This window comes from Microbacterium hydrocarbonoxydans, from assembly GCF_011752045.1.
Taxonomy (GTDB): Bacteria; Actinomycetota; Actinomycetes; order Actinomycetales; family Microbacteriaceae; genus Microbacterium.
In genome coordinates, this window is the sequence record NZ_JAAKXW010000003.1 from 73,806 (window position 1) to 98,575 (window position 24,770).

Here is a 24,770-nt window from a genome sequence, read left to right on the forward strand (position 1 = left end):
TCTGCCACAACCGCGAGAGAACTGCGCTGTGAGCATCCTCCAACTTCGTGCCGGGCCGTTCCCCTCGGGGGTTGTCGGCTGGCGACAGGCGGGCGCCTACTCCTCAGGTTCCTCGCCCGTCCCCCACTTGTCATCGGGCACGCCGTTGACCTCCTCGCGGCCGTCCGGCACGTCGAAGCGCTGCGCCGTGAGATCGCGCGGGAGCAGCGTGAACCCCTGCCAGTGCAGCTCCATGGGCGACTGGTCCTCATCGCGCGGGACGTGATGGAACCCGATCGCGACCCAGGCGACGACGTCGTCCAGCGCCTCGTCCCGCGAGCGGGACACGAAGTCGATCACGCCGTCGCCGCAGCCGCGGATCGCGTTCCGTGTCGCGAACAGCTCGCACTCGTCCGCGTTGGTGAACGCGACGTCGTACCCGGCATCCTCTCCGTGCTCGTGGTCCTCCACGAAGGTGAACGAGTCGCTGCGCTCCAGGTCGATCTGATAGGAGATCGGATGTCCGTCGGCGTTCTGCACGCCGGGCGCGAGCACCCGCCACCAGCGCCGGTCGACCCATTCGGCCGTCGTCGGATTCGGCAGCGGGGTGAGCGCCCCCTCGACGATCGGCGACTCCGGTCCGCTCTCCCCCGTGGCGTCGGCGTCGTACTGCTCGACGGCCATGCCGGTCTCGCCGCCGAGCGCCCAGTCCACCCGCCACACGGCGTTGTGCGAATGGCTCGCGGCATGGTCGTGGTCGCCCTGGCCGACGGCGGATCCGTGCTCCTCGTCGGTGTAGTCGACGGGAGAGAGGTCGCCCGTCGCGCCGAGGCGCACGCGGATGGAGCCGTCGGCGCCGAACACGTACTGGGTGACGTACTCGTACCAGCCGACGCGCGAGATGGAGGAGAGCTGCCAGTCGGTGCGCCTGTCGGCCGCCGGGGCGATGAGGTCGCTGGAATGATACGCGAGGCCGCCGTCCACGGTCTCGGCGCAGAGCACCTCGCGGGTGCGTGTCTTGCCGTAGGTGCCGTCGCCGACGTCGGGGATGTCGGCGGAGAGCCGCTCCCCCGTGCACGACTCCTCGACGAGCGTCTTCATGTTCACGCCGCCGAAGCCGGCGCTGGTGATGTCGCTGGTGAGCCGCTGCCCGGAGTCGTACGGCACCTCGAGCTGCGAGATCGAGAGAGACGAGAGGAGGCTGACGGGCTCCTCTCCGGGCGGAGCGATGTGCACATCGGACAGGACGAGGCCGAGGGCCGGATCGACCGACCAGCACATCGACCAGGTGGCCCCGCTGGAGAGCGTCTGCGCGAGCTCCTGCCCGTCGCCGCAGTCGAGGTCCGCGACCGCCGTGGCTGCCGGCGCCGGAGTGGCCGCATCCTGCGGCGGATCGGTGCATCCGGTCAGCGCGAGGAGGCAGACGAGCGTCGCCGCCGCGATTCGTGCGCGTCTGCTCACATCTCCCCCTCGGTGCGACCCGTTCCGGACATGGAATGGTGGCGGCCCGCAGAGCGGACCGCCACCATTCTTACCTCCCCCCTACTGCTTGTCCGCAACCACGCCGGGTCGGCGGATGAGCAGCACCGCGGTTCCGATGGCGATCAGTGCGATGGCGAGCGGGATGTGGACCCCAGGGTCCCCACCCGTCGCCGCCAGACCGCCGCCGGCGCCTCCGGTGACCGTCAGGTCGGCCGACGCGGCGTTGCCCGTGTCATCCGTCCCGACGATCTTGTAGGTTCCGGCCGCCGCACCAGCGGGGACCTTCACCGTGATCGTGAAGCCGCAGCTCGCACCGACCTCGAGCGTCAGCGCCGGGTCGAGCAGCGCCTTGCCCTTCGCGTCGTAGAGCTGCACGGTGGCCGTGCTGCCCGCGGCGAAGCCGGTGCCGGTGACCGCCACCGTCTTCCCCGGTGCGACCGCGGTCGGGTTGACCGTGATCGCCGGGTTGGCGCAGCCGGCCGTCGCGGCCGTGACCGCCAGGGCGGCCTCGAGCGCGGCGCCGGTCTGGTCGACCGCCGTGATCGTGTAGTCGCCCGGTGCGGCCGCCGCCGGAACCGGGACCGAGGTCCCGGCCGGGAGCGCTCCGGCGCCGTTCGCGTTCACGGTCACGGGCTCGCCCACCGGCTCACCCTCGCTGTCGACCAGCTGCAGGGTGACCGTGGAGTTCGGCATCCACCCGTCGGAGGTGATCTGCGACGAGCCGCCGGCCGGAACCGGAGACGCTGCCAGCAGACGCGGGGCGTAGACGGCGAGCGCGGCGGATGCCGTGTTGTCGTCCTCGTCCGTTCCGACCACAGAGTAGGTGCCTGCCGTGGCGGCCTCGGGGACCGGGACCGTGGTGCCGGCCGGGATGCTGCCATCCCCGCCTGCCGTCACGACCACGGGCTCGCCGACGGGGTCGCCTGCCGGGTTCGTGAGCTGGAGGCTCACGATCGCGGCCGGCTCCCAGCCGGTCGACGTCACCGTCGTCTCGCCGCCGGCCGGAACCGGAGACGTCGCCGACAGGGTCGGACCGGTGCCCGCCGCGGTGACCTCGATCGCCGCGGAGACCTCGGCCCCGTTGGCGTCGGTGCCGACCACCGAGTAGGCGCCGACCGGTGCATCCGCCGGAACCGGGAGGGTGGTCCCGGCCGGAATCGCACCGGCGCCGTCCGACATCACGGTGAGCTCCTCGCCGACGAGGTTGTCCTCGGCGTCCGTGAGCTGCAGCGTGACCTCGGTGTTCGGCATCCAGCCCGTCGACGTCACCGTCGTCGAGCCGCCGGCCGGAACCGGGGAGGTGGCCGAGATCGCCGGCGCGTAGACCGCGAGCGGGGCGGAGGCCTCGCTGTCGCCGTCGGTGCCCGTGATCTCGTAGGCGCCTGCCGTGGCGTCAGCCGGGACCGGGACCGTGGTGCCGTCCGGGACGTTGCCGTCGCCATCCGCCGTCACGATGACCGGCTCCCCGACCTCGGCGCCTTCGGCGTCGGTCAGCTGAAGCGTGACCGTCGCACCCGGCTCCCAGCCGCCCGACGTCACCGCCGACTCGCCACCGGCCGGAACCGGGGACGAGGCCTGCAGCGTCGGAGCGCTGCCTGCGGCGAGGACCTCGATCTGGTCGGCGACTTCAGCGCCGTTCTCGTCGGTGCCGACCACGAAGTACTCCGTGCCGGCCGGAGTGCTCTCCGGGACGGGAACGGTCGTGGCGTCCGGGATCGCGCCGTCGCCGTCGGTCATGACGGTGACAGGCTCTCCGATCGCCGCGCCCTGCGCGTCCTGGAGCTCCAGCGCGACCTCCGTGTTCGGCAGCCATCCGGTCGACGTCACCTCGGTGGCGTCACCGGCGACCACCGGCGAGGACGCCGAGATCGACGGGGCGTAGATGTCCAGCGGACCGGACGCCTCGTTGCCGAACTCGTCCGTCGCCGCGACGGTGTAGCCACCGGCCTCGATTCCCCGCGGGATCTCGACCGTCGTCCCGGCAGGAACTGCACCGGTCGGGTCGGCCGTCACCTCGACGGGCTCGCCGACTGCGGCTCCGAGCCCGTCGGTGAGCTGGAGGCTGATGTCGGAGCCGGGGACCCAGCCCGTGGACTGGATCGTGGTCTCGCCGCCGGCCGGGGCCGGAGACGATGCCGACAGCGTCGGGGCGAGGACCGCAGCGGTGACCTCGAGCGGTGCCGAGACCTCCACGCCGTCTTCGTCCGTCGCGGTGACCCAGTAGTCCTCACCGGGCGCCGCCGTCAGCGGGACCGGGACGGTGGTGCCGTCCGGAACGCTGCCGTCGCCGCCGGTGGTGACCTCCACCGGGTCGCCGAGCGGGTTGCCGGCCGGGTCCACGAGCTGCAGGGTCACCTGCGAGTCCGGGTTCCAGCCGTCGGAGTCCACCGTGGTCTCGCCACCGGCCGGAACCGGGGACGTCGCCGTGATGGTGGGGTTGATGGCATCCGGGTCGACGGCGACCGGGGCGGTCACCTCGGCGCCGTTGTCGTCGGTGCCGACCACCTCGTAGTCGCCCTCCGGAGTGCCCTCCGGGATGGTGACGCACGTGCCCGCAGGCAGGTCGCCGTTCGCATCCGCGGTGACGGTGACGGGAGCACCGACGGGGGTGCCGTCCGCCTCCGTCAGCTGGAGCGTGACCGGGGTGTTCGGCAGCCAGCCGCCCGATTCGACGAGGGCGCAGGTGCCCGGTGCGACCGGGGACTGCACCTCGAGAGCCGGCGCGTACACCGCGAGGGTGTCGGATGCCGTGTTCTCGTCCGCGTCCGTGCCGACGACCGTGTACTCGCCCGCCACGGCGTCTGCCGGGATCTGCACGGTGGTGCCCGTCGGGACGTCGCCGTCGCCGTCGGCCATCACCTGCACGGGAGCCCCGACCGGGTCGCCGTCCGGGTCCGTGAGCTGCAGGCTCACCTGCGAGCCCGGGATCCAGCCGCCCGACGTCACCGTCGTCTCGCCACCGGCCGGAACCGGAGAGGAGGCGTCCAGCGTCGGCGTGATGACAGCCGCCGTGACCTCGATCACGTCGGATGCCTCAGCGCCGTTCGCGTCCGTGCCGACCACGGAGTAGCCGGGTCCGGGAGCTGCCGTCAGCGGCACCGGAACGGTCGTGCCGTCCGGCACGTCGCCCTCGGCGTCCGTCGTCACCGGGACGGGGTCGCCCAGCGGGTTCCCGTCCGGATCCAGCAGCTGCAGCTCGACCGCCGAGTTCGGCAGCCAGCCCGGCGACGTCACAGCGGTCGTGCCTCCGGCCGGAACCGGAGAGGCCGCGTCGATCGTCGGGGCGTAGACCTGCACGGCGTCGGAGACCTGGACGTCATCCGGGTCGGTGGCGACGACCGTGTAGCCGCCCGCAGACGCATCCGCCGGAACCGGCACGGTCGTGCCCTCCGGAAGAGCGCCGTCGCCGTCGGTGGTCACGACCACCGGAGCGCCGGCCGGGTCGCCGTTCGGCGCCGTCAGCTGCAGGGAGACCTCGGATGCCGGGTTCCAGCCCGAGGAGGTCACCGTCGTCTCGCCACCGGCGGGAACCGGGGACGACGCGTCGATGGTCGGGTTGATGCCGGCCGCGGTCACCTCGATGGTGTCGGACACCTCGACGCCGTTGGCGTCCGTGCCGACCACCTCGTAGTCGGCACCGGGGGTCGTGCCCGCCGGAACCGGAACCGTGGTGCCACTGGGCAGGGCGCCCGTGCCGTCAGCCGTGACCGGGACGGGGTCGCCCACCGGGGCGCCCGCACCGTTCGTCAGCTGCAGCGTGACCGCCGAGTCCGGGAGCCAGCCCGTCGACGTCACCGCGGAGGTGCCGCCGGCCGGGACCGGGGAGGCCGCGTCGATCACGGGAGCGTAGACGGTGAGGACGTCGGACGCCTCGTTGCCGTCCAGATCGGTGCCGACCACGGAGTAGTCGTCACCGGCCGGAGCGTCAGCGGGGACCGGGACCGTGGTGCCCGTCGGGACGTCGCCGTCACCGTCGGTCATCACCAGCACCGGAGCGCCCACGGGGTCACCCGCGCCGTTCTCCAGCTGCAGGCTCACCTGCGAACCGGGGACCCAGCCACCCGAGACCACCGTCGTCTCGCCACCGGCCGGAACCGGAGAGGAGGCGTCCAGCGTCGGCGTGATCGCCGCCGCGGTGACCTCGAACTCGCCCGTCGCCTCAGCGCCGTTCGCGTCCGTGCCGACGACCGAGTAGCCCGTGCCGGGGTCAGCGGTGAGCGGCACCGGGACGGTCGTGCCGTCCGGGACGTCGCCGTTCGCATCCGTCGTCACCGGGACGGGGTCGCCCAGGGGGTTCCCGTCGGGGTCCGTCAGCTGCAGCGTCACAGGAGTGTTCGGCAGCCAGCCCGTCGACGTCACCGTCGTCGAGCCGCCGGCCGGAACCGGGGTCGAGGCCGACAGCGCCGGAGCGTAGACCGCGAGCGTGCCCGTCGCGTTGTTGCCGTCGGGGTCGGTGCCGACGACCGTGTAGTCGCCCGCAGGAGCATCCGCCGGAACCGGAACCGTGGTCCCGGCCGGAAGAGCGCCGTTGCCGTCAGTGGTCACGACCACCGGGGCTCCGACCGGGTCGCCGTTCGGCGCCGTCAGCTGCAGGGACACCTCGGATGCCGGGTTCCAGCCCTCGGACGTCACCGTGGTCTCGCCGCCGGCCGGAACCGGGGACGAAGCCGCGAGCGTCGGCGCAAGCGCGCCGGCGTCGACGACCACCGGGTCGGTCACCTCGGCGGTGCCGTCGGTGCCGAGGACGTCGTAGTCGCCCTCGGGAGCGTCCGCCGGGACCTGCACGCAGGTGCCAGCCGGGACGACGCCGTTCGCGTCGGTCGTCACGGCCACCGGTGCGCCGACCGGGTCACCGGTGGCGTTGCGGAGCTGGAACGTGACCGGCGAGTTCGGCAGCCAGCCGTCCGACGTGATCGCCGAGCAGACACCGGGTGCGACCGGGGACTGCGCGTCGAGCGTCGGCGCGTACACCGTGAGCGGTGCGGAGATGGTGTTGTCGTCGGGGTCCGTGCCGACGACCGTGTAGTCGCCCGCCGGAGCATCCGCCGGGACCGGGACCGTGGTGCCGCTCGGGACCGTGCCCGTGCCGTCCGTGGTCACGTCCACCGGGTTGCCGACCGGGTCTCCGTTCGGCGCGGTGAGCTGGAAGCTCACCGGCGAGTTCGGGTTCCAGTCGCCGGAGGTCACCGTGGTCTCACCGCCGGCCGGAACCGGGGAGGTGACGGACAGCGTCGGCGTGATGGCCCCGATCTGGACCGTCACCGTGTCGGTGCGCTCGGTGCCCTGCCCGTCGGTGCCCACGACCGTGTAGTCGCCCTCGGGGGCGTCCGCGGGGATCGGCACGCAGGTGCCGGCCGGGACGGCGCCGTTCGCGTCCGTCGTCACCGCCACCGGAGCGCCGACCGGGTCACCGGTCGCGTTCTCCAGCTGGAGGGTGAGCGGCGAGTTCGGCAGCCAGCCGGTCGACGTGATCGCGGAGCAGTCCGCCGGAGCGACCGGCGACTGGGCCTCGAGCGTCGGGGCGTACACCGTGAGGTTCGCGGTCAGCGGGTCCTCACCGGGCGCCGAGCCGACGACCGTGTACTCGCCTGCGGGAGCGTCCGCGGGGACCGGGACGACCGTGCCGGCCGGGACGGTGCCCGTGCCGTCGGCGGTCACGACCACCGGGCTGCCGACCGGGTCGCCCTGGGGGCTGGTCAGCTGCAGGGAGACCTGTGCGTTCGGCGCCCAGCCGGACGACGTCACGTCGGTGGAGCCGCCGGCCGGAACCGGGGACGACACCGAGAGCGCGGGGCCGGCGAGGTTGCAGGCGTCGACGCGGACGCCGGCGTTGCCGATGCCGAGGCGGCCGAGGCCGCCGCCGACGCCGAAGCTCAGCGCGGAGACCTCGAGCGCGGAGATCTGGTCGGCTCCGCCGCCGGGCGGCGTGCAGACCTGCGTCTCCTGGTGGTTCAGCTGCACCGAGAAGGCGACCTGCGCGGCGATCTCCAGGAACGGGTCGACCACGGCGCGGATGGGCACCGTGATGAGGTCGGTCTTGATCGTCGTGAAGATGTTGTACAGGTACAGCGGGCTGTTCGGGTCGGTGAACCCGGCGAGCACCGGAGCCATCAGCCCGGGGACCGTCGCGAGGAACGTGTTGATCGTCGCGCAGATCGCGATGCCGCCGAGGCCGGCCGGGTTGCAGAACTGGTTCGTCACCGTTCCGGCGAGGTTCATGTCCCAGCCGGCGGTCGTCCCGCCGACGGCGGTGACGGCGAAGTTGATGTTCACGCTCTGCAGCGACTCGATGGCCGCGCCGACGGCGACATCGATGACCTTCTCGATGACGTCGTGGATGCTGGAGGCGATGAACGGGTAGGTGTCGCTGTCGATGAGCTCCGTGTTCGGGTTCTGGTTGTTGATCCCGGTCGGAAGGCTCGGGTCGCGGATGCCGTCGTCATTGCCGCCGAAACGGCCGATGTCGAACGTGACCGTGCCCGCGCCGATGTCGATCGAGGCGAGTCCGTCGTCCGTCGTGATCGGGCCGAGGAGCACCGCGTTCAGCACGTCCTCTTCGAGGTTGCTGGTGATCGTGGTGTCGATCGACGCACCCGGAAGGAGCGTGCCCAGCGCGAGCACCGGGTTCACCGCGTCCAGGATCGCCTGCTCCATCTGCCCGGCTGCGGTGCTGAAGCCCGCGGCCGCCTGCTCGATGACCGGCGAGTGCATCACGATCTTGGCGTCGCCGACACGGTACTGACCCATGCCGCCGATCGCGTCGGGGTCCTGGAAGACGCCGTCGATCGCCTCCACCCACGCGCCGCCGAGGCCGAACGAGAAGTCCGCCTGATCGATCGCGATGTCGGTGAGGCCGTCCACGCCCGAGGCCGTGAACAGCGAGAGCAGGTCGACCGTCGCGGTGCCGAACTCCCCGTCGGCGCCGTCGAGGGTCAGCCCGCCGTCAGCGCCGGCGATGCCGGAGATGGCCTCGCCGTTGCGTCCGTCCGTGGCCGTGGACTCGCTGAGGAGGACTCCGGCCTGACCGAAGTCGATGAACTGGTCGAGCGGGATCGTGTAGCCCGCTCCGAAGTCGATGATCTCGCCGCCGAGGATCGACCCGGCGAACGCCTCGCGGTTCGGACCGGGGTCCGCGACCGAGCCGGCGTGCGATGACGCGAGGCCGATGAGATCGGTGCCGTTGAGGCTGAGGTCGAAGATGCTCGCCTCTGCTTCGGTCGGATCACCCGGATAGGTGTCGAGCCCCGCAGCGGACGCGGCGCTCGTGGCGATGAGAATTCCCGCCACGCCGAAGGCAACCCCGGAGACGACGTGGCGCGACTTGAAGCGCCATGTACCTCTCCTGTTCCTTGCCCTCGACCTTTCTTGATTCTGTTCACGAGTGAACACTTTTCCTCCTCATGAGTTTTCACATGAGGTGGTCTCCCCCCCAGGAGCCAGCGATATTTCGTTGACGGGATCCCTCCCTTACGGGGGAGTCTGGACGTTGCCTGAGAGGGCGTCAAGCACTAATTTCGTGAACTTTCGGGGTGTCCCCCGAATGGGGGACACCCCGAAAACGCCGGATTCCGCGGATTCACGCGGGGAATACATTCATCCCCATAGGTTCACGACTTCGAGAATTCTTCGCCGTGCACGTCCGGGGCGCGGGCCCCTTCGCCCCGGCCTTCAGCCGCCGTGCTGAGTCTGGATCGCCCGCACGTCTCCGGCACCGAGGACGCGCGCCGACACCTGGCACGCTCCGATGTTCGGGCTCATCGTCAGATCGCTCCCGCCGTACTCGGCGGCATGGCCGAGCGACAGCGCGTGGCCCAACTCGTGCGTGAGCACGGATCGGACGTCGTAGGCGGTCGTGCATCCGGTCTGACCGGTCGTCCACGCCCGCTCGCTGTTGTCGAGGCGGACGTCCTTCTCGACGGCCGCGCCGTTCACCAGCCAGGTGCAGGTGAGGCCGAGGTTGCCGCCTGCGAGCGGACCCCAGTCGACCACGTTGCGGCTGTCACGCGTGCCGCAGCCGCCCGACAGGGTGAAGTTCGCGTCGTAGGTCCAGGCTCCGGAGGAGAGCGATCCCGGCACCTTGAGCGCGGGGGTGAGCCCGCAGCTGTTCGTGCCGTTCTTCCACGTGCTGAACGAGGAGAGCGCGATCGACTCGAAGATCGACTTCGCGATGTTCCCCGGGCGCCGCTCCGTGCTGTTCAGGTAGAACGCCGTGGGAGAGAACTTCGCGGTCGTCGCGAAGGAGTAGTCCGTGCACCGGTCGTACGCGGACGTCGTGGTCGTCGCCGCCTGCGCCTCCTCGGTGATCACCGCGACCTTCCCGTCTGCGCCGACCTCGACGCGCAGGAACCCCCCGCCGGTGCTGCCGGCGGCCTCCGCCTGGACTCCCTCTCCGCGTGCGGGGATGACGACCTCCACGCCGTTCGCCGACACGCTCCGCCCCGCGAGATCGCACACGGTGAGGTCGACGCCCTGCACGAGACGCGCAGGGATCGCCGCCTGGCTCGGCAACGACGGACAGGGCACGGCCGGCGACGCCCCGGCCCCGGCGGGCAGCGCCACGACGGCGGCGAGGACGACGACGGCGATCGAGATCGCACGCGTGGCAAGTTTCATCTGACAGCTCCATCCGGTCGAACGACATCGGTCGCGCGAAAGCTAGCACGCCCGCAGATCGCTGCGGAAGAGACAGAATTCCGGGATGCCGGCGAGCTCGAAGGCGAGGCCGGGCGCACGGACGCCCCCGCAAGCCAGGGCGCCTGCAGGGTGTCCGGGAGCGGGATGTCAGAGCGAGAGGCCGTGTCCGAACCGGAAGAGCGGATCCTCCGTGTCGAAGGGGACGTCGGGGCGGGATGCCTCGACCGCGGCCATCGAGCGCGGCACGTCGAACGGCAGTCGTCCGGTCGCCGGCGCCGCCCCGCTGAGCACGTCGAGCAGCGCCTCCGCGCTGGAGCCCCAGTTCGCGACGACGGCATCGGCCGTGTCGACGATCGGCGCGAGGATCGCCGGGCGGTCGAGGAACACGTCCACCACCGTCGGCACCGCGGCCGACACCTCGGCGACGTGCGCGAGCACGTCCTCCGGGAAGTCGAGCGAGCCGGCGTGGAAGAAGTTCTCGAACATCGAGGAGCGCTGCTCATACGGGGCCTGCAGCCGGAGGATCGCGATGTCGGCCTCGCCCGGCGCCTGCACGACCGTGCCGTAGCGGGCGGCGGTCTCCGCCGCGATGCCCTCGACGTAGAGCTTCGCGCCTTGCGCGAACGGCAGCGAGCCGCCGTTCGACAGCACCGTCACCGAGGCCCGCTGCGCGGCGTCGCCGGCCGCGCGGAACTCCGCCGATCCGACGATCCCGTCCGCTGCGGAGGCGTCGACGTAGGGGTTCTCGAACAGGCCGAGCTCGAACTTCTCGCGCAGCAGGCGGCGAGCAGAGACGTCGAGGCGCTCTTCGCTGACGATCCCATCGCGGACGAGACCGATCAGCATCTCCGGCTCCTGCTCGCCGCCGAACTGGTCGGCGCCGGCATCCAGGATCTTCGCCATCCGCTCCTCGGGAGTGAGGTGCTCGACACCCCAGGCGCGCGCCGCGAAGTCGGTGCCCATGATGGCCTGGTCGGTGACCAGGCCCCAGTCCGTGCAGACGATGCCGTCGAAGCCGAAGCGCTCGCGGAGCAGCCCCGTGAGCACGCCCTTGTTGAAGCCGAAGCCGACCTCCTCGTACTCCGTGCCGATCGGCATCCCGTAGTAGGGCATGATCTGGCGTCCGCCGGCGGCGAAGACGGCCTCGAACGGCTTCAGGTGGTGCTCGAAGTTGTCGCCGGGATAGACCTGCTCGCGGCCGTAGTCGAAGTGCGGGTCCTCGCCGTCCTTCTGCGGGCCGCCGCCGGGGAAGTGCTTGGTCATGGTCGAGACCGAGCCGTCACCGAAGGTCTCGCCCTGGAATCCGCGCACGTACGCGGCGCCGAGCGCCCCGGACAGCTCGGCATCCTCGCCGAAGGTGTGCAGCTGACGGGCCCAGCGCGGCTCGGTGGCGAGGTCGACCTGCGGATGCAGCGCGACGCGGATGCCGACGGCGGTGTACTCCCGGCGGGCGATGTCACCGAAGCGCTCGACGAGCGCGGCATCCTGCGTCGCGGCGAGCCCCAGCGGCTCCGGCCACTGCGAGAACGGTCCGGAGAGGATCGATGCCCCCGGGTTCTCGCTGAACGAGTGCCTCGGGTCGGTGGAGATCGTCACCGGGATGCCGAGGCGGGTGGATGCCGCGAGCTCCTGCAGCCTGTTGTACCAGGCCGCCATCTCACCGGCGGTGGGCGCGGCGCCGAGCAGGTTGAAGTGCGACATCTTCAGCTCGACGACGTGGTGGTGGTTCGACGGGATGCCGAACGCGTCGCTCCCCTCGGAGAGCTCCCCGTTCTCGCCCATGGCGATCATGGTGTGGAAGAAGAGCCCCGCCTTCTCCTCGAGTGTCATCGCCCCGAGGAGCAGCTCGACGCGCTCGGCGACGGGAAGGCTCGTGTCGAGCCAGGGGCGTTCGGATACGGCGCTCATGGGTGTCCTCTCGGAGATGCGGTGTCGTCGTCGACCGGCATCCCGAGAATACCGCTACACATACGGTTTTCGGAGGGCCCTGTGCGCTGAACCACCGCGGCGCCACAGGAGGGACCCCGGATCGCCGCACCCCGAACACGACGCGGCCGCTTCAGGCCCCGGCCGGGGCACCCGCGCGGATGCAGGATGCTCAGGCGGCGGCGATGACCGCGAGCACGCCCTCGCCGTAGGCCTCGCGCTTCTTCTCGCCGATGCCCGTGATGCCGTCGAGGTCGCTCATGCTCGCGGGGCGGTGCTCGGCCAGCGCCCGCAGGGTGGCGTCCCCGAACACGATGTACGCGGGCACGCCCTGCTCGCGGGCGGTCTCCGCGCGCCAGGCACGGAGGGCCTCGAAGAGCGGCCGGTCACCGGCATCCAGGGCATCGGCCGCGCTCGCCTTGCGGGCGCGACCCGACGAGGTGGGACGGCCGATGGTGTCCTTGCGCAGCGGCACCGGGGTCTCCCCCTTGAGCACGCCGCCGGCCGGCTCGCCCGGCGCGAGGGTGCCGTACTCGCCCTGGGCGACGAGGATGCCGCGGGCGAGCAGCTGGCGGATGACGCTGCGCCAGTCCTGTTCGGAGAGGTCCGCGCCGATTCCGTAGGTCGCGATCCGCTCGTGCCCCTGCTGGCGGATGCGCTCGGTGGACGCTCCGCGGAGGATGTCGATGAGGTGCCCTGCGCCGAACGCCTGGTTCCGCTCGCGCTTGAGACGCACGATCGTGGAGAGGAGCTTCTGCGCGGGCACGAGGCCGTCGAAGGTGTCGGAGGGCTCGAGGCAGGTGTCGCAGTTGCCGCACGGCTGCGACTCCTGACCGAAGTAACCGAGCAGGTTCTGTCGCCGGCACTCGACCGTCTCGCACAGCGCGAGCATGGCGTCGAGGTGCTGCCCCATGCGCATCTTGAACGTGCGGTCGCCGGGGCTCTGGTCGATGAGCCGGCGCTGCTGCACGACATCGCCGAGCCCGTAGGCCATCCAGGCGACGGACGCCTCGCCGTCGCGGCCCGCGCGGCCGGTCTCCTGGTAGTACCCCTCGACCGACTTCGGCAGGTCGATGTGCGCGACGAAGCGGACGTCGGGCTTGTCGATGCCCATCCCGAACGCGATGGTGGCGACCATGACCACGCCGTCCTCGCGGAGGAAGCGGGACTGGTTCGCGGCGCGCACCTCGGCGGGCAGGCCCGCGTGGTACGGCAGGGCCTCGAGGCCCTGGGCGGCGAGGTACGTCGCCGTCTGCTCGACCGACTTGCGGCTCAGCGCGTAGACGATGCCGGCAGCACCCTCGGGCTGCGAGCGGATGAACGCGACGAGCTGCTTGCGCGGATCGACCTTGGGGACGATCCGGTACTGGATGTTCGGCCGGTCGAAGCTCGCAACGAAGTGCCTGGCGTCGTCGAGACGAAGGCGCTCGGTGAGCTCCTTGTGCGTGGCGCGGGTCGCCGTCGCGGTGAGCGCCATGCGCGGCACCCCGGGGAACCGCTCGCCGAGGTCGCCGAGCGCGAGGTAGTCGGGACGGAAGTCGTGACCCCACTGCGACACGCAGTGCGCCTCGTCGATCGCGATCACGCTGAGGGCGCCTCGCTGCAGCAGCGCCGTGGTCGCGGGGCTGGACAGCCGCTCGGGGGCGACGTAGACGAGGTCGAGCTCGCCGGCGACGTACGCCCGCTCGACCTCCCGGCGCTCGTCGATCGACTGCGTCGAGTTCAGGTACGCGGCGTTGACGCCGTTCGCGCGCAGCGCGTCGACCTGGTCGTGCATGAGGGCGATGAGCGGGCTGATCACGAGTCCTGTGCCCTCGCGCACGAGCGCGGGCACCTGGTAGGTGATGCTCTTGCCGCCGCCGGTCGGCATCAGCACGACGGCATCCCCGCCGCCGATCACCTGCTCGACGATCGCCGCCTGGTCGCCACGGAACTCGTCGTACCCGAAGACCGTGTGCAGCGCCTCGCGGGCGGTGGGGAAGCGGGCGGGGGCCGCCCTCCTCGCGGCCCGGACGGATGCCGTCGCCACCGGCGTCACGGGCCCGGACCCCCAGTCCAGAGGGGGCTCGAATCCGGCGCCCTGAGGCTCCCAGTCCATCGGCTCCGGCGGCTCGCTCGGCTCCCAGCCGTCGCCCCACGGCTCGTCGGCGTACGGCAGGTCCTCGTACGGGTCACGGGGAGTCTGCGGCATTGCTCCAGCGTAACCGCCGCCTCCGACGTCGGGCGGTCCTGTCCACAGGGCGGCTCGCCGGAAGGACGCTGCCTGTGCCGAGCATCCGCCGCCGCTTTCTCGAGTTGGCACCTGTCGCCGGTACGCAGCCCGGATTCCGACCACAGGCGCCAACTCGACGAGATGCCTGCGCCCTGACTTGGCACCTGCTGCCGCTACCCGCCGCTCTTTCCGACCACAGGTGCCAACTCGGCACGCGACGTGCACGCCTCACCCACCGGCGCGCTCACCCGCCGAGGTACGCATCCGACAGCAGATCGTTCTCGACGAGCCCCTGGACGGTGTCGTGGCCGACCACGCGGCCGTCGGCCAGCACGTACACCGACGAGCACAGGTGCTGCACGAGGTGCGTGTTCTGCTCGACGAGCAGCACGGTGAGTCCGGCCGCGGCGACTCGCTCGAGCAGCGCGCGCACCTCCTGCACGGCCACCGGCGACAACCCGCTCGACGGCTCGTCGAGCATGAGCAGCCGCGGCTCCGACATCAGCGCGCGGGCGATCGCGACGAGCTGCTGCTGCCCGCCGCTGAGCCGCCCCGCGGACTCGCGCCGGCGCTCGGCGAACCACGGGGTGCGCTGGTACGCGGCCTCCAGCCGCTCGCGCGCGACCTTGGCGGGGGCGAGCGTCGCCCCGAGCAGCAGGTTGTCCTCGATGGACATGCTCGGGAACAGCCGGCGGTTCTGCGGGCACAACGCGATGCCGGCCTCGACGATCCGGCCGGTGGGAGCATGCCCGAGTTCGACCCCGTCGAAGCGGATGCTGCCGGAGCGCCGCGGCGTCGCCCCCATGATGCCCATGAGCAGCGAGGTCTTGCCGGCGCCGTTCGCGCCGAGCACGCCGGTGACCGTGCCGGCTGCGACGTCGAGGTCGACGCCGTGCAGCGCCTCGACCGCGCCGTAGCCGACGGAGAGTCCGGTGAGGGTGAGAAGCGTCATGTCAGCTCCCGAGATAGGCGGCGATCACCGCGGGGTCGTTGCGGACGTGCTCCGGCGTGCCTGCGGAAAGCACGCTCCCCGAGGCCATCACGACGACCTCGTCGGCGAGGGGCATGAGGAACCGCATGTTGTGCTCGACGACGATCACGCTCGCCTCGAGTTCGTCGCGCACCCGCGCGACGACGTCTTGCAGATGATCGGTCTCGGCGACGTCCATCCCCACGGCCGGCTCGTCCAGCAGCACCACCTGAGGCGCCGCGGCGAGCGCGGTCGCGATCATCACGAGCCGCTGCACCGCGCTCGGCAGCGAGGACCCGACCCGGTCGAGATCGTCCTCCACCCCGACGATGCGCGCGGTGCGCTCCGCCGACGGCGCGTCGGGGCGGGCACGACGCGCGAGCTCGAGAGTCTCCCGCACCGTCCAGTCGGCGAGCAGCCGGGTGGTCTGGAAGGTGCGGGCGATGCCGCGACGGACCTTGCGGTGCGGGGTCAGCCGCGAGACGTCGGCGCCGTCGAGCAGCACCCGCCCTGCGGTGGGCGCGATCGTCCCGCCGATCATGTTCAGCAGCGTCGTCTTGCCCGAGCCGTTCGGCCCGATCAGCCCGAGGATGCGCCCGCGGTCGACGCTCACCGAGACGTCCTTCACGGCGTGCACGCCGCCGAAGTCCTTCGACAGCGCGTCGATGACCAGAGTGCTCATGAGTTGCCCTTCCCAGATGAACCGAGCGCTGTCCGCACGCGCCCCAGCGCCTGCTCGAGGCCGCCGATGATCCCGCCCGGCATCAGCAGGGTGACGAGCACGAAGATGATTCCGAGCGCGATCTGACTGACGCCGGGGTAGAGCTTCAGCAGCTGCGACAGCCCGACCACGACGACGGCCCCGACGATCGGCGTGAACAGACGCCCGTAGCCGCCGATGCCGATCGCGACGAACATCAGGAACCCCTGCACGAAGGTGAACTGCGAGGGCGCGATCACGCCGTTGTACTGGGCGAGCAGCACGCCCGCCCAGGCACCGATCACCGCGGAGATCACGAAGGCCACGGCCTTGGTGCGCGCCGTCGGCACGCCCAGGTGCTCAGCAAGGTCCTCGTCGGCGCGGATCGCGCGCAGCCGCTCGCCGAGGGCGGAGCGGCCGATCACCTCGAACAGCACGAGGGCGACGACGAGCGAGCCCACGATCAGCAGCAGCACGGCATCGAGCGGGATGCCGAGGCTCACCGGCATCCCGTTCGGACCGCCCGTCCACTGGTCCTCGTTGATGAAGACGAGCGTGCAGACCGCACCGAAGAAGAGGGTTCCGATGGCGAAGTACTGCCCGCGGGTGCGGCTGAACACGAGCGCGACGACGGTGCCGACCACCCCGGCGATCAGCACCGCGCCGAGGGCGGCAAGCAGGAACGGAGCCCCGGCGTCGAGCAGCAGCGACGACGAGTAGGCGCCGATGCCGAAGAAGCCGGCCTGCGCGAGGCTGGGATAGCCACCGAGGCCCTGCACGATGTTGAGGCCGACCAGGGCGATCGCCCAGATCACCACGAGGATCGCGACGAGCCCCTGATCGCCCTGCAGCCCGGTGACCGCGAGATACGCGACGGCTCCGAGCACAGCGATCGTGACCCAGCTCGGCCACCGCCGCGGTCGCGCGAGGACGGCGCGCCGGGCGGGAACCGCGAGTTCGAGTACCGACATGTGTCAGCCCACTCTCTGTGCGTTGGTGGAGCGGATGCCGCCGGGCTTGAGCACCAGCACGGCGACCAGCAGAAGGAACCCGAACGCGCTCTGATACGCCGAGTCGATGAAGGTGGCGCCGAGGCTCTCCACGACGCCGAGGGTGAGCCCGCCGATCACGGCGCCGGCGATGCTGCCGAGGCCGCCGATCACGACGACGACGAACGCGCTCAGCAGCAGCGGGTCGGCCATGAACGGCGACACCTGGTAGGTCGGCGCGAACACCACGGCGGCGACCCCGGCGAGAAGCCCCGCGATGAGGAAGGCGAGCAGATACTGCCGCTTCACGGAGACGCCGAGGATGGCGGCGGCCTCTCGATCCTGCGCGACGGCGCGGATCGAGCGGCCGAAGCGGGTGCGGTTCATCACCAGCGCGAGGGCGGTCACGCTCGCCGCGGCGGCGACGATCACGACGACCTTCACACCCGAGACCGTGAGCCCTGCGAACTCCAGCGTCCAGCCGTCGTAGGGCGTGTTCAGCGCCTTGCCCTCGCCGCCCCAGATCACCAGGGCGACGTTCTGCAGGATGAGCAGCAGGCCCAGGGCGATCGCGGGAGCGGCCGCCGGGTTGTCCCTGATCCACCGGTAGGCGAGCACCTCGGTGAGCACGGAGAGCAATCCGGCGGCCAGCACCCCGGCGGCGACTGCCAACAGGTAGGGAGCGCCCGCACCCTGGAGGGTCCAGGTCGTGTACGCGGCCAGGACGATCACGCCGGCGTGGGCGAAGTTCGGGATCTCCATGATGCCGTAGACCAGGGTGAGCCCCAGGGCGACGACGGTGAAGAGGCTCCCGAGGAACACACCGTTGAGCAGCGCCTGGACGATCATCAGCCCGCTGCCCCGCACGGGTCATCGGTGACCTTCGCGTCGGCGATCTCGCCGCCGAGACCGTCGAACACCGTGGCGGTGGCGATGGACGCCGCTCCCGTGCACCACTGGGTGACCTCGGAGAGCGTGCGGGCGTTGCGGTCGGTGAACAGCGCGCCGTCGCCGGAGGGCAGCCAGCCGCTAACGGTGCCCTCGGGCACCTCGATCGTGCCGAGAGCGTCGAGGATCGCCGCGCGGTCGGTCGTGGATCCGGCCTCGGTCATCGCGGCCGCGACGACGAAGGGCAGGTCGTAGGCCCACATCGTGAGGTCCTGCGGCATCTCGTCGTACTTCGCCTGGTACGCCTCGGCGAATGCGCGGGCGGCCTCGTTCTCGGCCGTGGCCGGGGTGGTGCCGGCGCAGTCGTAGTTGTCGGCCATCAGCTCGTCGAAGCCCTCACCGAGGATCGCCTCGGCCTGCTGCGGGTTCACTCCGGCGCTGTGCATGACGGGTCCGGAGTAACCGGCCTGCCGCAGCTGCTTCAGCACCGGCAGGATGACGCCGGTGACGCTGGAGAGGTAGACGACGTCGGGGTCGGATTCGAGCGCACCGGCGATCGCGCTGCCGTAGTCGGCGCTGCCCAGCGGCGCGGAGGTGACGGTCACGTCGAGGCCGGCATCCGCCCCCTGCGTCTCGATGAGCTTCGTCAGCCCCTCGCCATACGGCTCGCCCTTCGTGTCGATGACGCTGAGCCGCGAGGCGTCCAGCGTCTCGGTCGCCCAGTCGACGCATCCGATCGTGTAGGTCTCACTGGCTCCGCGCATCAGCACGATGTTGTCGCTGTAGTCGAGGATGCTCGGGTAGGTGCTGTCGAGGATGTTCACCATCGGCACCGGGGTGCGCTCGAGCTGCGGCGCGTACGTCGAGGAGCCGAGCCCGAAGGCGATCAACGGCAGTTCGTCGGACTGGACCATCTGACGCAGGGCCGCGACGCCGGTGGTCGCGGGATCGCTTTTGTCGTCGGCGTAGGTGAAGGCGAGGGTGTGGTGGGTTCCGTCGACTTCGAAGCCCTCCTCGTTGAGGGCATCGAGCCCGAGTTCGATCGCGTTCTTCTGCGCAGGGCCGAGCGTGGCGTACACGCCCGACATCGACAGGATCGCGCCGACGGTGACCTCCTCGGCGGCGGCTCCGGTGTCGCCGCCGGCCTGCGAGGAGCAGGCCGAGGTGACGACGGTCAGTGCGGCGACGGCGGCGGCCGCCGCGACGGTGCGGACTCTCATGATGTCTCCTTCGTTCGATGGCCCGGGTCTCCGATGACCGGGCTCGTTATTGCAACAATTTGCACAAATGGGCGGAAAACAGCCCGTCCGAGGACGGGCACGTGCAGGGTTCGGTTCTCAGGCCGGAGCGGATGCCGTCGCGGCGGTCAGCTGCCGCGCGGAGGCCGCGATCCGGTGGAGCCCCGGGGCGACGACCCCGGGAAGACTCACCGAGGTGTCCCCGAGGAAGACGTAGCTCGCCTCCCCCGCGACTTCGCGGTCGTAGGCCCAGACGCGGTGGAACGTCTCGGCGCCCACGCGGTAGGGCAGGACGAGGTACGGCTCATACCCGTCCGGGCCGGCGGGCACCGTCCAGATGGACGCCGTGCCGACGCCGGCGGCGGGATGGAGGAGTGCGGCGTAGCTGCTCGCGGTCAGGGTGTGCGTGATCATCAGGGTGTTCGCCTTTCGCTCGGGTGCTCGGCGCGGTTCAGGGCGTCCGGGCCGGGGTGCGGGCGTCGCGGCCGCGGAGCTCGCGACGCAGGATCTTGCCGGCCGCCGACTTCGGGACCTGATCGATGAACTCCAGCAGCCGGATGCGCTTGTAGGGCGCGACCCTCCCCGCGACGAACTCCTTCAGCGCCTCGGGATCGATCTCCCTGCCGGGCTGCGGCACGACGAAGGCCTTCGGCAGCTCACCGGCATCCTCATCGGGGACGCCGATCACGGCGGCGTCCGCGACATCCGGATGCTCCAGCAACACGGCCTCCAGCTCGGCCGGCGGCACCTGGTAGCCCTTGTACTTGATGAGCTCCTTCAGGCGATCGACGATCGTGACGTTGCACTGCGGGTCGATCACGACGATGTCGCCGGTATGCAGGAAGCCGTCGGCGTCCAGCGCCTCGGCCGTGGCAACCGGATTGCCGATGTAGCCGCGCATGACATTCGGTCCCCGCACCCAGAGCTCCCCCGGCTCGCTGACGCCCTCGACCGGGATGCCGATCTCGCGGCCGTCGAGGGCGACGATGCGGTTCTCCGAGTTCGGCACCGGGCTGCCGACGCTGGCCTTGGGGGCGCGCTCGCCCCGGCCGACGAAGTGGGACACCGGGCTCATCTCGCTCATGCCGTACCCCTGGCGTACCGCGACGTCGAGCCGGGTCTCCACGGCCTCGGCGAGATGCTCGTCGAGGGGAGCCGCACCCGAGAAGATCTCGCGGAGGCTGGAGAGGTCGTACGCGTCGATGAGCGGATGCTTCGCGAGGGCGACCGCGATGGGCGGCGCGACGAACGCGAAGGTCACGCGATGCTGCTGGATGAGCGCCAGGAACTGCTCCAGGTCGAAGCGCGGCATCGTGACGAGCGTGGCCCGGCGCTTCAGCGCCAGGTTGAGCAGCACGGTCATCCCGTAGATGTGGAAGAAGGGCAGCACCGCGATCACGACGTCGTCCCGGTCGACGCCCATGCGCTCTTCGACCTGGCAGATGTTCGCGACGATGTTGCCGTGGGTGAGCTCCACTCCCTTGGGGTGCCCGGTGGTGCCGGAGGAGAACGGCAGCGCCATGAGCGTCGTCGCGGGGTCGAATCCGGCGAGCTCCAGCTCGCCGGACTCGCTCTCGAGCTCGCGCTCGGAGAGGTCGAGCCGGTGCACGGCATCCGCCGGCAGCCCTGCCTCCTCCGCTCCACGGGAGGCTGTGTCGAGGAGCGAGGGCGCGGCGTAGATGCGCTGTGCGCCCGAGACACGGAGCTGCGTGCCGATGTCCTCGGCGACGGCGAGCACGGGGATCGTCGTCACGGCGACGCCGAGCGCTCCGCAGGCGTGGAACAGCACGGCGAAGTCGATCGAGTTGGGAGCGTGCAGCGCGACCACGTCGCCGGCGCGCAGCCCGGAGGCTGCCAGCTCGCGCGCGGTGGCCGTGACCAGCGCGTGCAGCTGACCGTAGGTGACCCGGCGTCCGCCGGCACCCTCGATGATCGCCGGGCGGTCGGCGTCCGCCTCGGCGAGCGCGCCGAGCACGACCTGCGCGAGGGGCAGGTTCGGGATGTCCACCGCGGGGTGGGGGCTGGAAAGGCTCATGACGACTCCTTCGTCGCTGTGGCGTCGTTGCCGGGCCGGGGCTCTCCCGGACCCCGACCCGGCAGTCGGATGCTCGCGGCTCAGCCGCGAACCGGGACGTGCTCGCCGAGGAAGGCGATCACGTCGGCGATGACCTCGTCCCGGTTGGTCTCGTTGAAGATCTCGTGGCGGGCGCCCGGGTAGCTCTTGCGCCGCCCCTCGGCGCCGATCAGTCTCGGCAGTGCCGCCTCCGCGAGCGGGAACGGGGCGATCGGGTCGTCCTCGCCGTGCAGCCAGATCGCCGGCAGCGCGCCCACATCGGGGCCCGCCGCGATGTCGGCCAGCGCCACCTCGATCGCGAGCAGCGTCTCGCGCAGGAACGGTCCGTGGTAGACGTACTCGTCGTCGAGGTACGCCTGACCCGTCGCCGGGTCGCGGGACAGCCCCGCCGGATCGATCGGCACGTCGGGGATCGGGTCGAGGTTCACGAGACCCATGAGGTCGGGGTTGCCGCCGATGAACGGACCGCTCAGCACGAGTGCGGCGAGAGCATCCGTCCCTTCGCGCTGCACGTAGCGCGCCGAGATCGCTCCGCCCATGGAGTGCCCGATGAGCACCACGGGGAGGCCGGGGTGGCGGCCGGTCGCCAGCGAGATCGCCGCCGCGAGGTCGCGGGCGTAGTCGTCGAAGGTCTCGATGAAGACCCGGTCGCCGTCGGAGCGGCCGTGACCCTGATGGTCGGGGGCGTAGACCTCGGCCCCTGCGGCGACGAGGCGCTCGACGACGTGGTCGTAGCGACGGGCGTGCTCGCCGTAGCCGTGCGAGATCACCGCGACGAACCGCGGAGCGTCCGCCGCCCAATGCCACACGATCACACGCCCGGCGGTGCCGGCGAGTTCGAGCTGCTGCGGTTCGGTCATGGTGTTCCCTTCGGATCTTCGAGCGCTTCCAGCTGCTCGATCGCGGCGTCGGCCCAGTCGAGCCGGGCCTTCTGCAGGTGGAGTCCCCATTGAAGGACGAGGTATTGACGACGCCGGGACTCGGAGAGCTCGCCCTGGAAGTCGCGCTTCTCGATCGCCTCGTACTCGGCGAGCTGCCTGGCGTGGATCTCCCGGTGTCGGCGGACCTCGGGCAGGAGGTCGCCGCCGAGCGAGGCGGAGGCGCGCACCCGCACCATCAGGGAGTCCTTGATGTGCTTGGGATCCTCGGACGCCGTCACCCAGCGCCGGAGCTCGTCGCGCCCCTCGTCGAGGATCGCGTAGGTGCGCTTCCCCCCGCGGCCGCCGTCGTCGGCGACCTGCATGATGAGCCCGTCGCGCTCGAGGCCCTTGAGCTCGCGGTAGATCTGCTGGTGCGTGGCGGGCCAGAAGTAGCCGATCGAGCGGTCGAACCGCCGGGCGAGCTCGAGACCGGAGGACGGCCGTTCGTTGAGAGCGGTGAGGATGGCGTGGACGAGAGACATGCGATCAGGATACGAACCCGCGCGACCGCCGACACGGCCGCTCGCTGCGCGGGACGCGGGTCGGGTGGGCGCGGTCATCTCTGGTCGACCTCTCTGTCGGCGGCCGCCGCATGCGGCCGAGTCGTAGGGCTGTGACACTGAGTGTCATAGCCTCTGGAACCGGGTAGCAAGAATGCTACTCCCGGGGCGAGCTTTTTGCAACAAGTTTCATTAGATCGTCGCAGCGAGTTCGACACCCTGCCTGATCGCCCTCTTCGCGTCGACCTCTGCGGCGACGTCGGCCCCGCCGATGACGTGGTGACGGATGCCGCGGACGGCGAGCTCCGGCACGAGCGCGCGGTTCGACTCCTGGCCGGTGCACAGCACCACGGTGTCGGCCTCCACGAGCCGCTCGGCGCCTTCGTGCGCGACGAGGACGCCGGCCTCCGTGATCGCGAGGTAGTCCACCCCCGCCAGCATCTCGACATCGCGATGCCGGAGCTCCGCGCGATGGATCCAGCCTGTCGTCTTGCCGAGCCCGGCCCCGAGCCGACCGGGCTTGCGCTGCATCATCCGCACCGTCCGCGCGGGCGGGAGCGGCACGGGGGCGATCGCGCCGCCCGCGGACTCCGGAGCGTAGCTGATGCCCCAGGCACGCTCGAAGGAGCGCAGCGCGTCGCCGCCGGGTGAGGGCTCCGCCTGGCTCACGAAGGATGCGACATCGAAGCCGATGCCCCCGGCGCCGAGGATCGCGACCCGCGCCCCCACCGGCCGCCCCTCGCGCACCACCTCCGCGTAGTCGAGCACGTGCGGAAGGTCGGCCCCGGGGACGTCAGGCCGCCGAGGCCTGACGCCGGTCGCCACGACCACGCGATCGAAGCCGTCGAGCGCATCCGCGTCGGCATCCGCTCCCAGCCGGAGATCGATCCCCAGCTCCTCGATGCGCCCGCGGTAGTAGCGCAGCGTCTCGGCGAACTCCTCCTTGCCGGGGATGCGCCGGGCGATGTCGAACTGCCCGCCGATGTCGGGGCGGCGTTCGAAGAGCACGATGCGGTGGCCGCGCTCGGCGGCGGCCACCGCGAACGCGAGGCCCGCCGGCCCCGCCCCGACCACGGCGATCCGCTCGGCGCGACGCGTGGGCGCGAGGGTGAGCACGGTCTCGTGACCCGCCCGCGGATTGACGAGGCAGCTGGTCACCCGCCCGGTGAGCGTGTGGTCGATGCACGCCTGATTGCAGCCGATGCAGGTGTTGATCGACGCGGCCTCACCCCGGGCCGCCTTGGCGAGGAACGCCGGGTCGGCGAGGAACGGCCGCGCCATGGAAACCAGGTCGGCGTCGCCGTCGAGGATGAGGCGCTCGGCGACCTCTGGTGTGCTGATGCGGTTGCTCGCCACCACGGGGATGCCGACGCGGGCGCGGATGCGCCTGGTCGCCTCGGCGAAGGCCGCGCGCGGCACCAGCGTCGCGATGGTCGGCACCCGGGATTCGTGCCAGCCGACTCCGGTGTTCAGCAGATCGACGCCCGCGGCCTCGAGCGCCCGCGCGAGGGCGATCGTCTCCTCTGCGGTCGATCCGCCGTCGACGAGGTCGATCGCGGAGAGGCGGAACGAGAGGATGGCCTCGGCGCCGATCGCCTCGCGCACGGCGGCGGCGACGCGCAGAGGGAAGAGCCGGCGCCGCTCGGCATCCCCTCCCCAGGCGTCGTCGCGGAGGTTGGTCGCCGGAGCCAGGAACTCGTTGAGCAGGTAGCCCTCCGAGCCCATGATCTCCACGCCGTCATAGCCCGCCTCGATCGCGCGCGACGCGGCGCTCGCGAAGTCGCGGATCGTCCGGAGGATCTCTTCGTGGGTCATCGCGCGAGGCGGACGCTCGGAGATCGGCGCCTGCAGCGCGCTCGGCGCGACGAGGTCGGCATGGTGGGCGTACCGGCCGAAGTGCAGCAGCTGGAGCAGGATGCGCCCGCCCTCGGCATGCACGGCGTCGGTGATGAGCCGGTGCTCCTCGACCGCGGCATCCGTCATCACCGCCCCGTCTTCCCAGGGGCGCCCCTCCTCATTCGGGGCGATGCCGCCGGTGACCATGAGCGCGACGCCGTGGCGGGCGCGCTCCGCGTAGAAGGCCGCGAGTCTCTCGAAGCCGCCGTCGACCTCCTCGAGGCCGAGGTGCATGGAGCCCATGAGCACGCGGTTCGGCAGCGTGACGGCACCCACGCGGACCGGGGTGAAGAGTGCGGGATGAGCGACCATGCTTCCTCCTTTTGCAACAAGTTGCATAAAAGATAGCAGGTGGGCCGGGC

At 71.3% G+C, this 24,770-nt stretch carries 15 protein-coding genes; all 15 read right to left on the minus strand.

All coding sequences use genetic code 11. The features are described from left to right. Positions 1-96: 96 nt before the first annotated feature. Positions 97-1,440 carry a copper amine oxidase gene (locus G6G98_RS11485; RefSeq protein ID WP_243842102.1) on the minus strand — a complete coding sequence of 448 codons (1,344 nt, stop codon included), beginning with the start codon at positions 1,438-1,440 and terminating at the stop codon, positions 97-99. A gap of 81 nt (positions 1,441-1,521) precedes the next feature. After that, positions 1,522-8,748 carry a hypothetical protein gene (locus G6G98_RS11490; protein WP_164234235.1) on the minus strand — a complete coding sequence of 2,409 codons (7,227 nt, stop codon included), beginning with the start codon at positions 8,746-8,748 and terminating at the stop codon, positions 1,522-1,524. 381 nt (positions 8,749-9,129) lie between these two features. Beyond that, on the minus strand, positions 9,130-10,074 hold the full coding sequence (locus G6G98_RS11495) for a matrixin family metalloprotease (RefSeq protein WP_084788423.1): 945 nt from the start codon (positions 10,072-10,074) through the stop codon (positions 9,130-9,132). A 168-nt stretch (positions 10,075-10,242) separates the two neighbouring features. Beyond that, positions 10,243-12,003: a glycoside hydrolase family 3 protein gene (locus G6G98_RS11500; protein WP_164234234.1), complete on the minus strand. Its 1,761-nt coding sequence runs from the start codon at positions 12,001-12,003 to the stop codon at positions 10,243-10,245. A gap of 190 nt (positions 12,004-12,193) precedes the next feature. Then, positions 12,194-14,212, minus strand: coding sequence for a DNA helicase RecQ (gene recQ, locus G6G98_RS11505; protein ID WP_164234233.1), 2,019 nt, complete (start codon positions 14,210-14,212; stop codon positions 12,194-12,196). A 265-nt stretch (positions 14,213-14,477) separates the two neighbouring features. Then, positions 14,478-15,185, minus strand: a complete 708-nt coding sequence (locus G6G98_RS11510; RefSeq protein ID WP_067356014.1) for an ABC transporter ATP-binding protein — start codon at positions 15,183-15,185, stop codon at positions 14,478-14,480. Between the two features lies 1 nt (position 15,186). Next, positions 15,187-15,885 (minus strand): ABC transporter ATP-binding protein, encoded by a 699-nt coding sequence (locus G6G98_RS11515; protein ID WP_067356018.1) that lies wholly within the window; start codon positions 15,883-15,885, stop codon positions 15,187-15,189. Next, positions 15,882-16,874, minus strand: a complete 993-nt coding sequence (locus tag G6G98_RS11520) for a branched-chain amino acid ABC transporter permease (protein WP_164234232.1) — start codon at positions 16,872-16,874, stop codon at positions 15,882-15,884. Before G6G98_RS11520 ends, G6G98_RS11515 begins: the two co-directional genes overlap by 4 nt. Positions 16,875-16,877: 3 nt before the next feature. Next, entirely contained in the window at positions 16,878-17,741 is an 864-nt protein-coding gene (locus G6G98_RS11525; protein WP_067357182.1) for a branched-chain amino acid ABC transporter permease, read from the minus strand. Then, positions 17,741-19,000, minus strand: a complete 1,260-nt coding sequence (locus G6G98_RS11530) for an ABC transporter substrate-binding protein (protein ID WP_084788425.1) — start codon at positions 18,998-19,000, stop codon at positions 17,741-17,743. The genes G6G98_RS11525 and G6G98_RS11530 overlap by 1 nt, the downstream gene beginning before the upstream one ends. Positions 19,001-19,117: 117 nt before the next feature. Continuing rightward, positions 19,118-19,432, minus strand: a complete 315-nt coding sequence (locus G6G98_RS11535) for a hypothetical protein (RefSeq protein ID WP_164234231.1) — start codon at positions 19,430-19,432, stop codon at positions 19,118-19,120. Positions 19,433-19,469: 37 nt separating this feature from the next. Beyond that, positions 19,470-21,053, minus strand: coding sequence for an AMP-binding protein (locus G6G98_RS11540; RefSeq protein ID WP_164234230.1), 1,584 nt, complete (start codon positions 21,051-21,053; stop codon positions 19,470-19,472). Positions 21,054-21,133: 80 nt separating this feature from the next. Further along, positions 21,134-21,952 carry an alpha/beta hydrolase gene (locus G6G98_RS11545; RefSeq protein WP_067356030.1) on the minus strand — a complete coding sequence of 273 codons (819 nt, stop codon included), beginning with the start codon at positions 21,950-21,952 and terminating at the stop codon, positions 21,134-21,136. Beyond that, positions 21,949-22,494, minus strand: coding sequence for a PadR family transcriptional regulator (locus G6G98_RS11550; protein WP_067356033.1), 546 nt, complete (start codon positions 22,492-22,494; stop codon positions 21,949-21,951). The genes G6G98_RS11545 and G6G98_RS11550 overlap by 4 nt, the downstream gene beginning before the upstream one ends. Positions 22,495-22,704: 210 nt before the next feature. Continuing rightward, positions 22,705-24,720: an NADPH-dependent 2,4-dienoyl-CoA reductase gene (locus tag G6G98_RS11555; RefSeq protein WP_067356036.1), complete on the minus strand. Its 2,016-nt coding sequence runs from the start codon at positions 24,718-24,720 to the stop codon at positions 22,705-22,707. Between the last annotated feature and the right edge of the window lie 50 nt (positions 24,721-24,770).

What these genes read in the sequence shown, in the direction of transcription:
- G6G98_RS11510 (WP_067356014.1), bottom strand. Translation starts at nt 15,185, where the DNA reads ATGACGCTTCTCACCCTCACCGGACTCTCCGTCGGCTACGGCGCGGTC.
- G6G98_RS11550 (WP_067356033.1), bottom strand. Translation starts at nt 22,494, where the DNA reads ATGTCTCTCGTCCACGCCATCCTCACCGCTCTCAACGAACGGCCGTCC.
- G6G98_RS11530 (WP_084788425.1), bottom strand. Translation starts at nt 19,000, where the DNA reads ATGAGAGTCCGCACCGTCGCGGCGGCCGCCGCCGTCGCCGCACTGACC.
- recQ (WP_164234233.1), bottom strand. Translation starts at nt 14,212, where the DNA reads ATGCCGCAGACTCCCCGTGACCCGTACGAGGACCTGCCGTACGCCGAC.
- G6G98_RS11525 (WP_067357182.1), bottom strand. Translation starts at nt 17,741, where the DNA reads ATGATCGTCCAGGCGCTGCTCAACGGTGTGTTCCTCGGGAGCCTCTTC.
- G6G98_RS11495 (WP_084788423.1), bottom strand. Translation starts at nt 10,074, where the DNA reads ATGAAACTTGCCACGCGTGCGATCTCGATCGCCGTCGTCGTCCTCGCC.
- G6G98_RS11515 (WP_067356018.1), bottom strand. Translation starts at nt 15,885, where the DNA reads ATGAGCACTCTGGTCATCGACGCGCTGTCGAAGGACTTCGGCGGCGTG.
- G6G98_RS11545 (WP_067356030.1), bottom strand. Translation starts at nt 21,952, where the DNA reads ATGACCGAACCGCAGCAGCTCGAACTCGCCGGCACCGCCGGGCGTGTG.
- G6G98_RS11500 (WP_164234234.1), bottom strand. Translation starts at nt 12,003, where the DNA reads ATGAGCGCCGTATCCGAACGCCCCTGGCTCGACACGAGCCTTCCCGTC.
- G6G98_RS11555 (WP_067356036.1), bottom strand. Translation starts at nt 24,720, where the DNA reads ATGGTCGCTCATCCCGCACTCTTCACCCCGGTCCGCGTGGGTGCCGTC.
- G6G98_RS11535 (WP_164234231.1), bottom strand. Translation starts at nt 19,432, where the DNA reads ATGATCACGCACACCCTGACCGCGAGCAGCTACGCCGCACTCCTCCAT.
- G6G98_RS11520 (WP_164234232.1), bottom strand. Translation starts at nt 16,874, where the DNA reads ATGTCGGTACTCGAACTCGCGGTTCCCGCCCGGCGCGCCGTCCTCGCG.
- G6G98_RS11540 (WP_164234230.1), bottom strand. Translation starts at nt 21,053, where the DNA reads ATGAGCCTTTCCAGCCCCCACCCCGCGGTGGACATCCCGAACCTGCCC.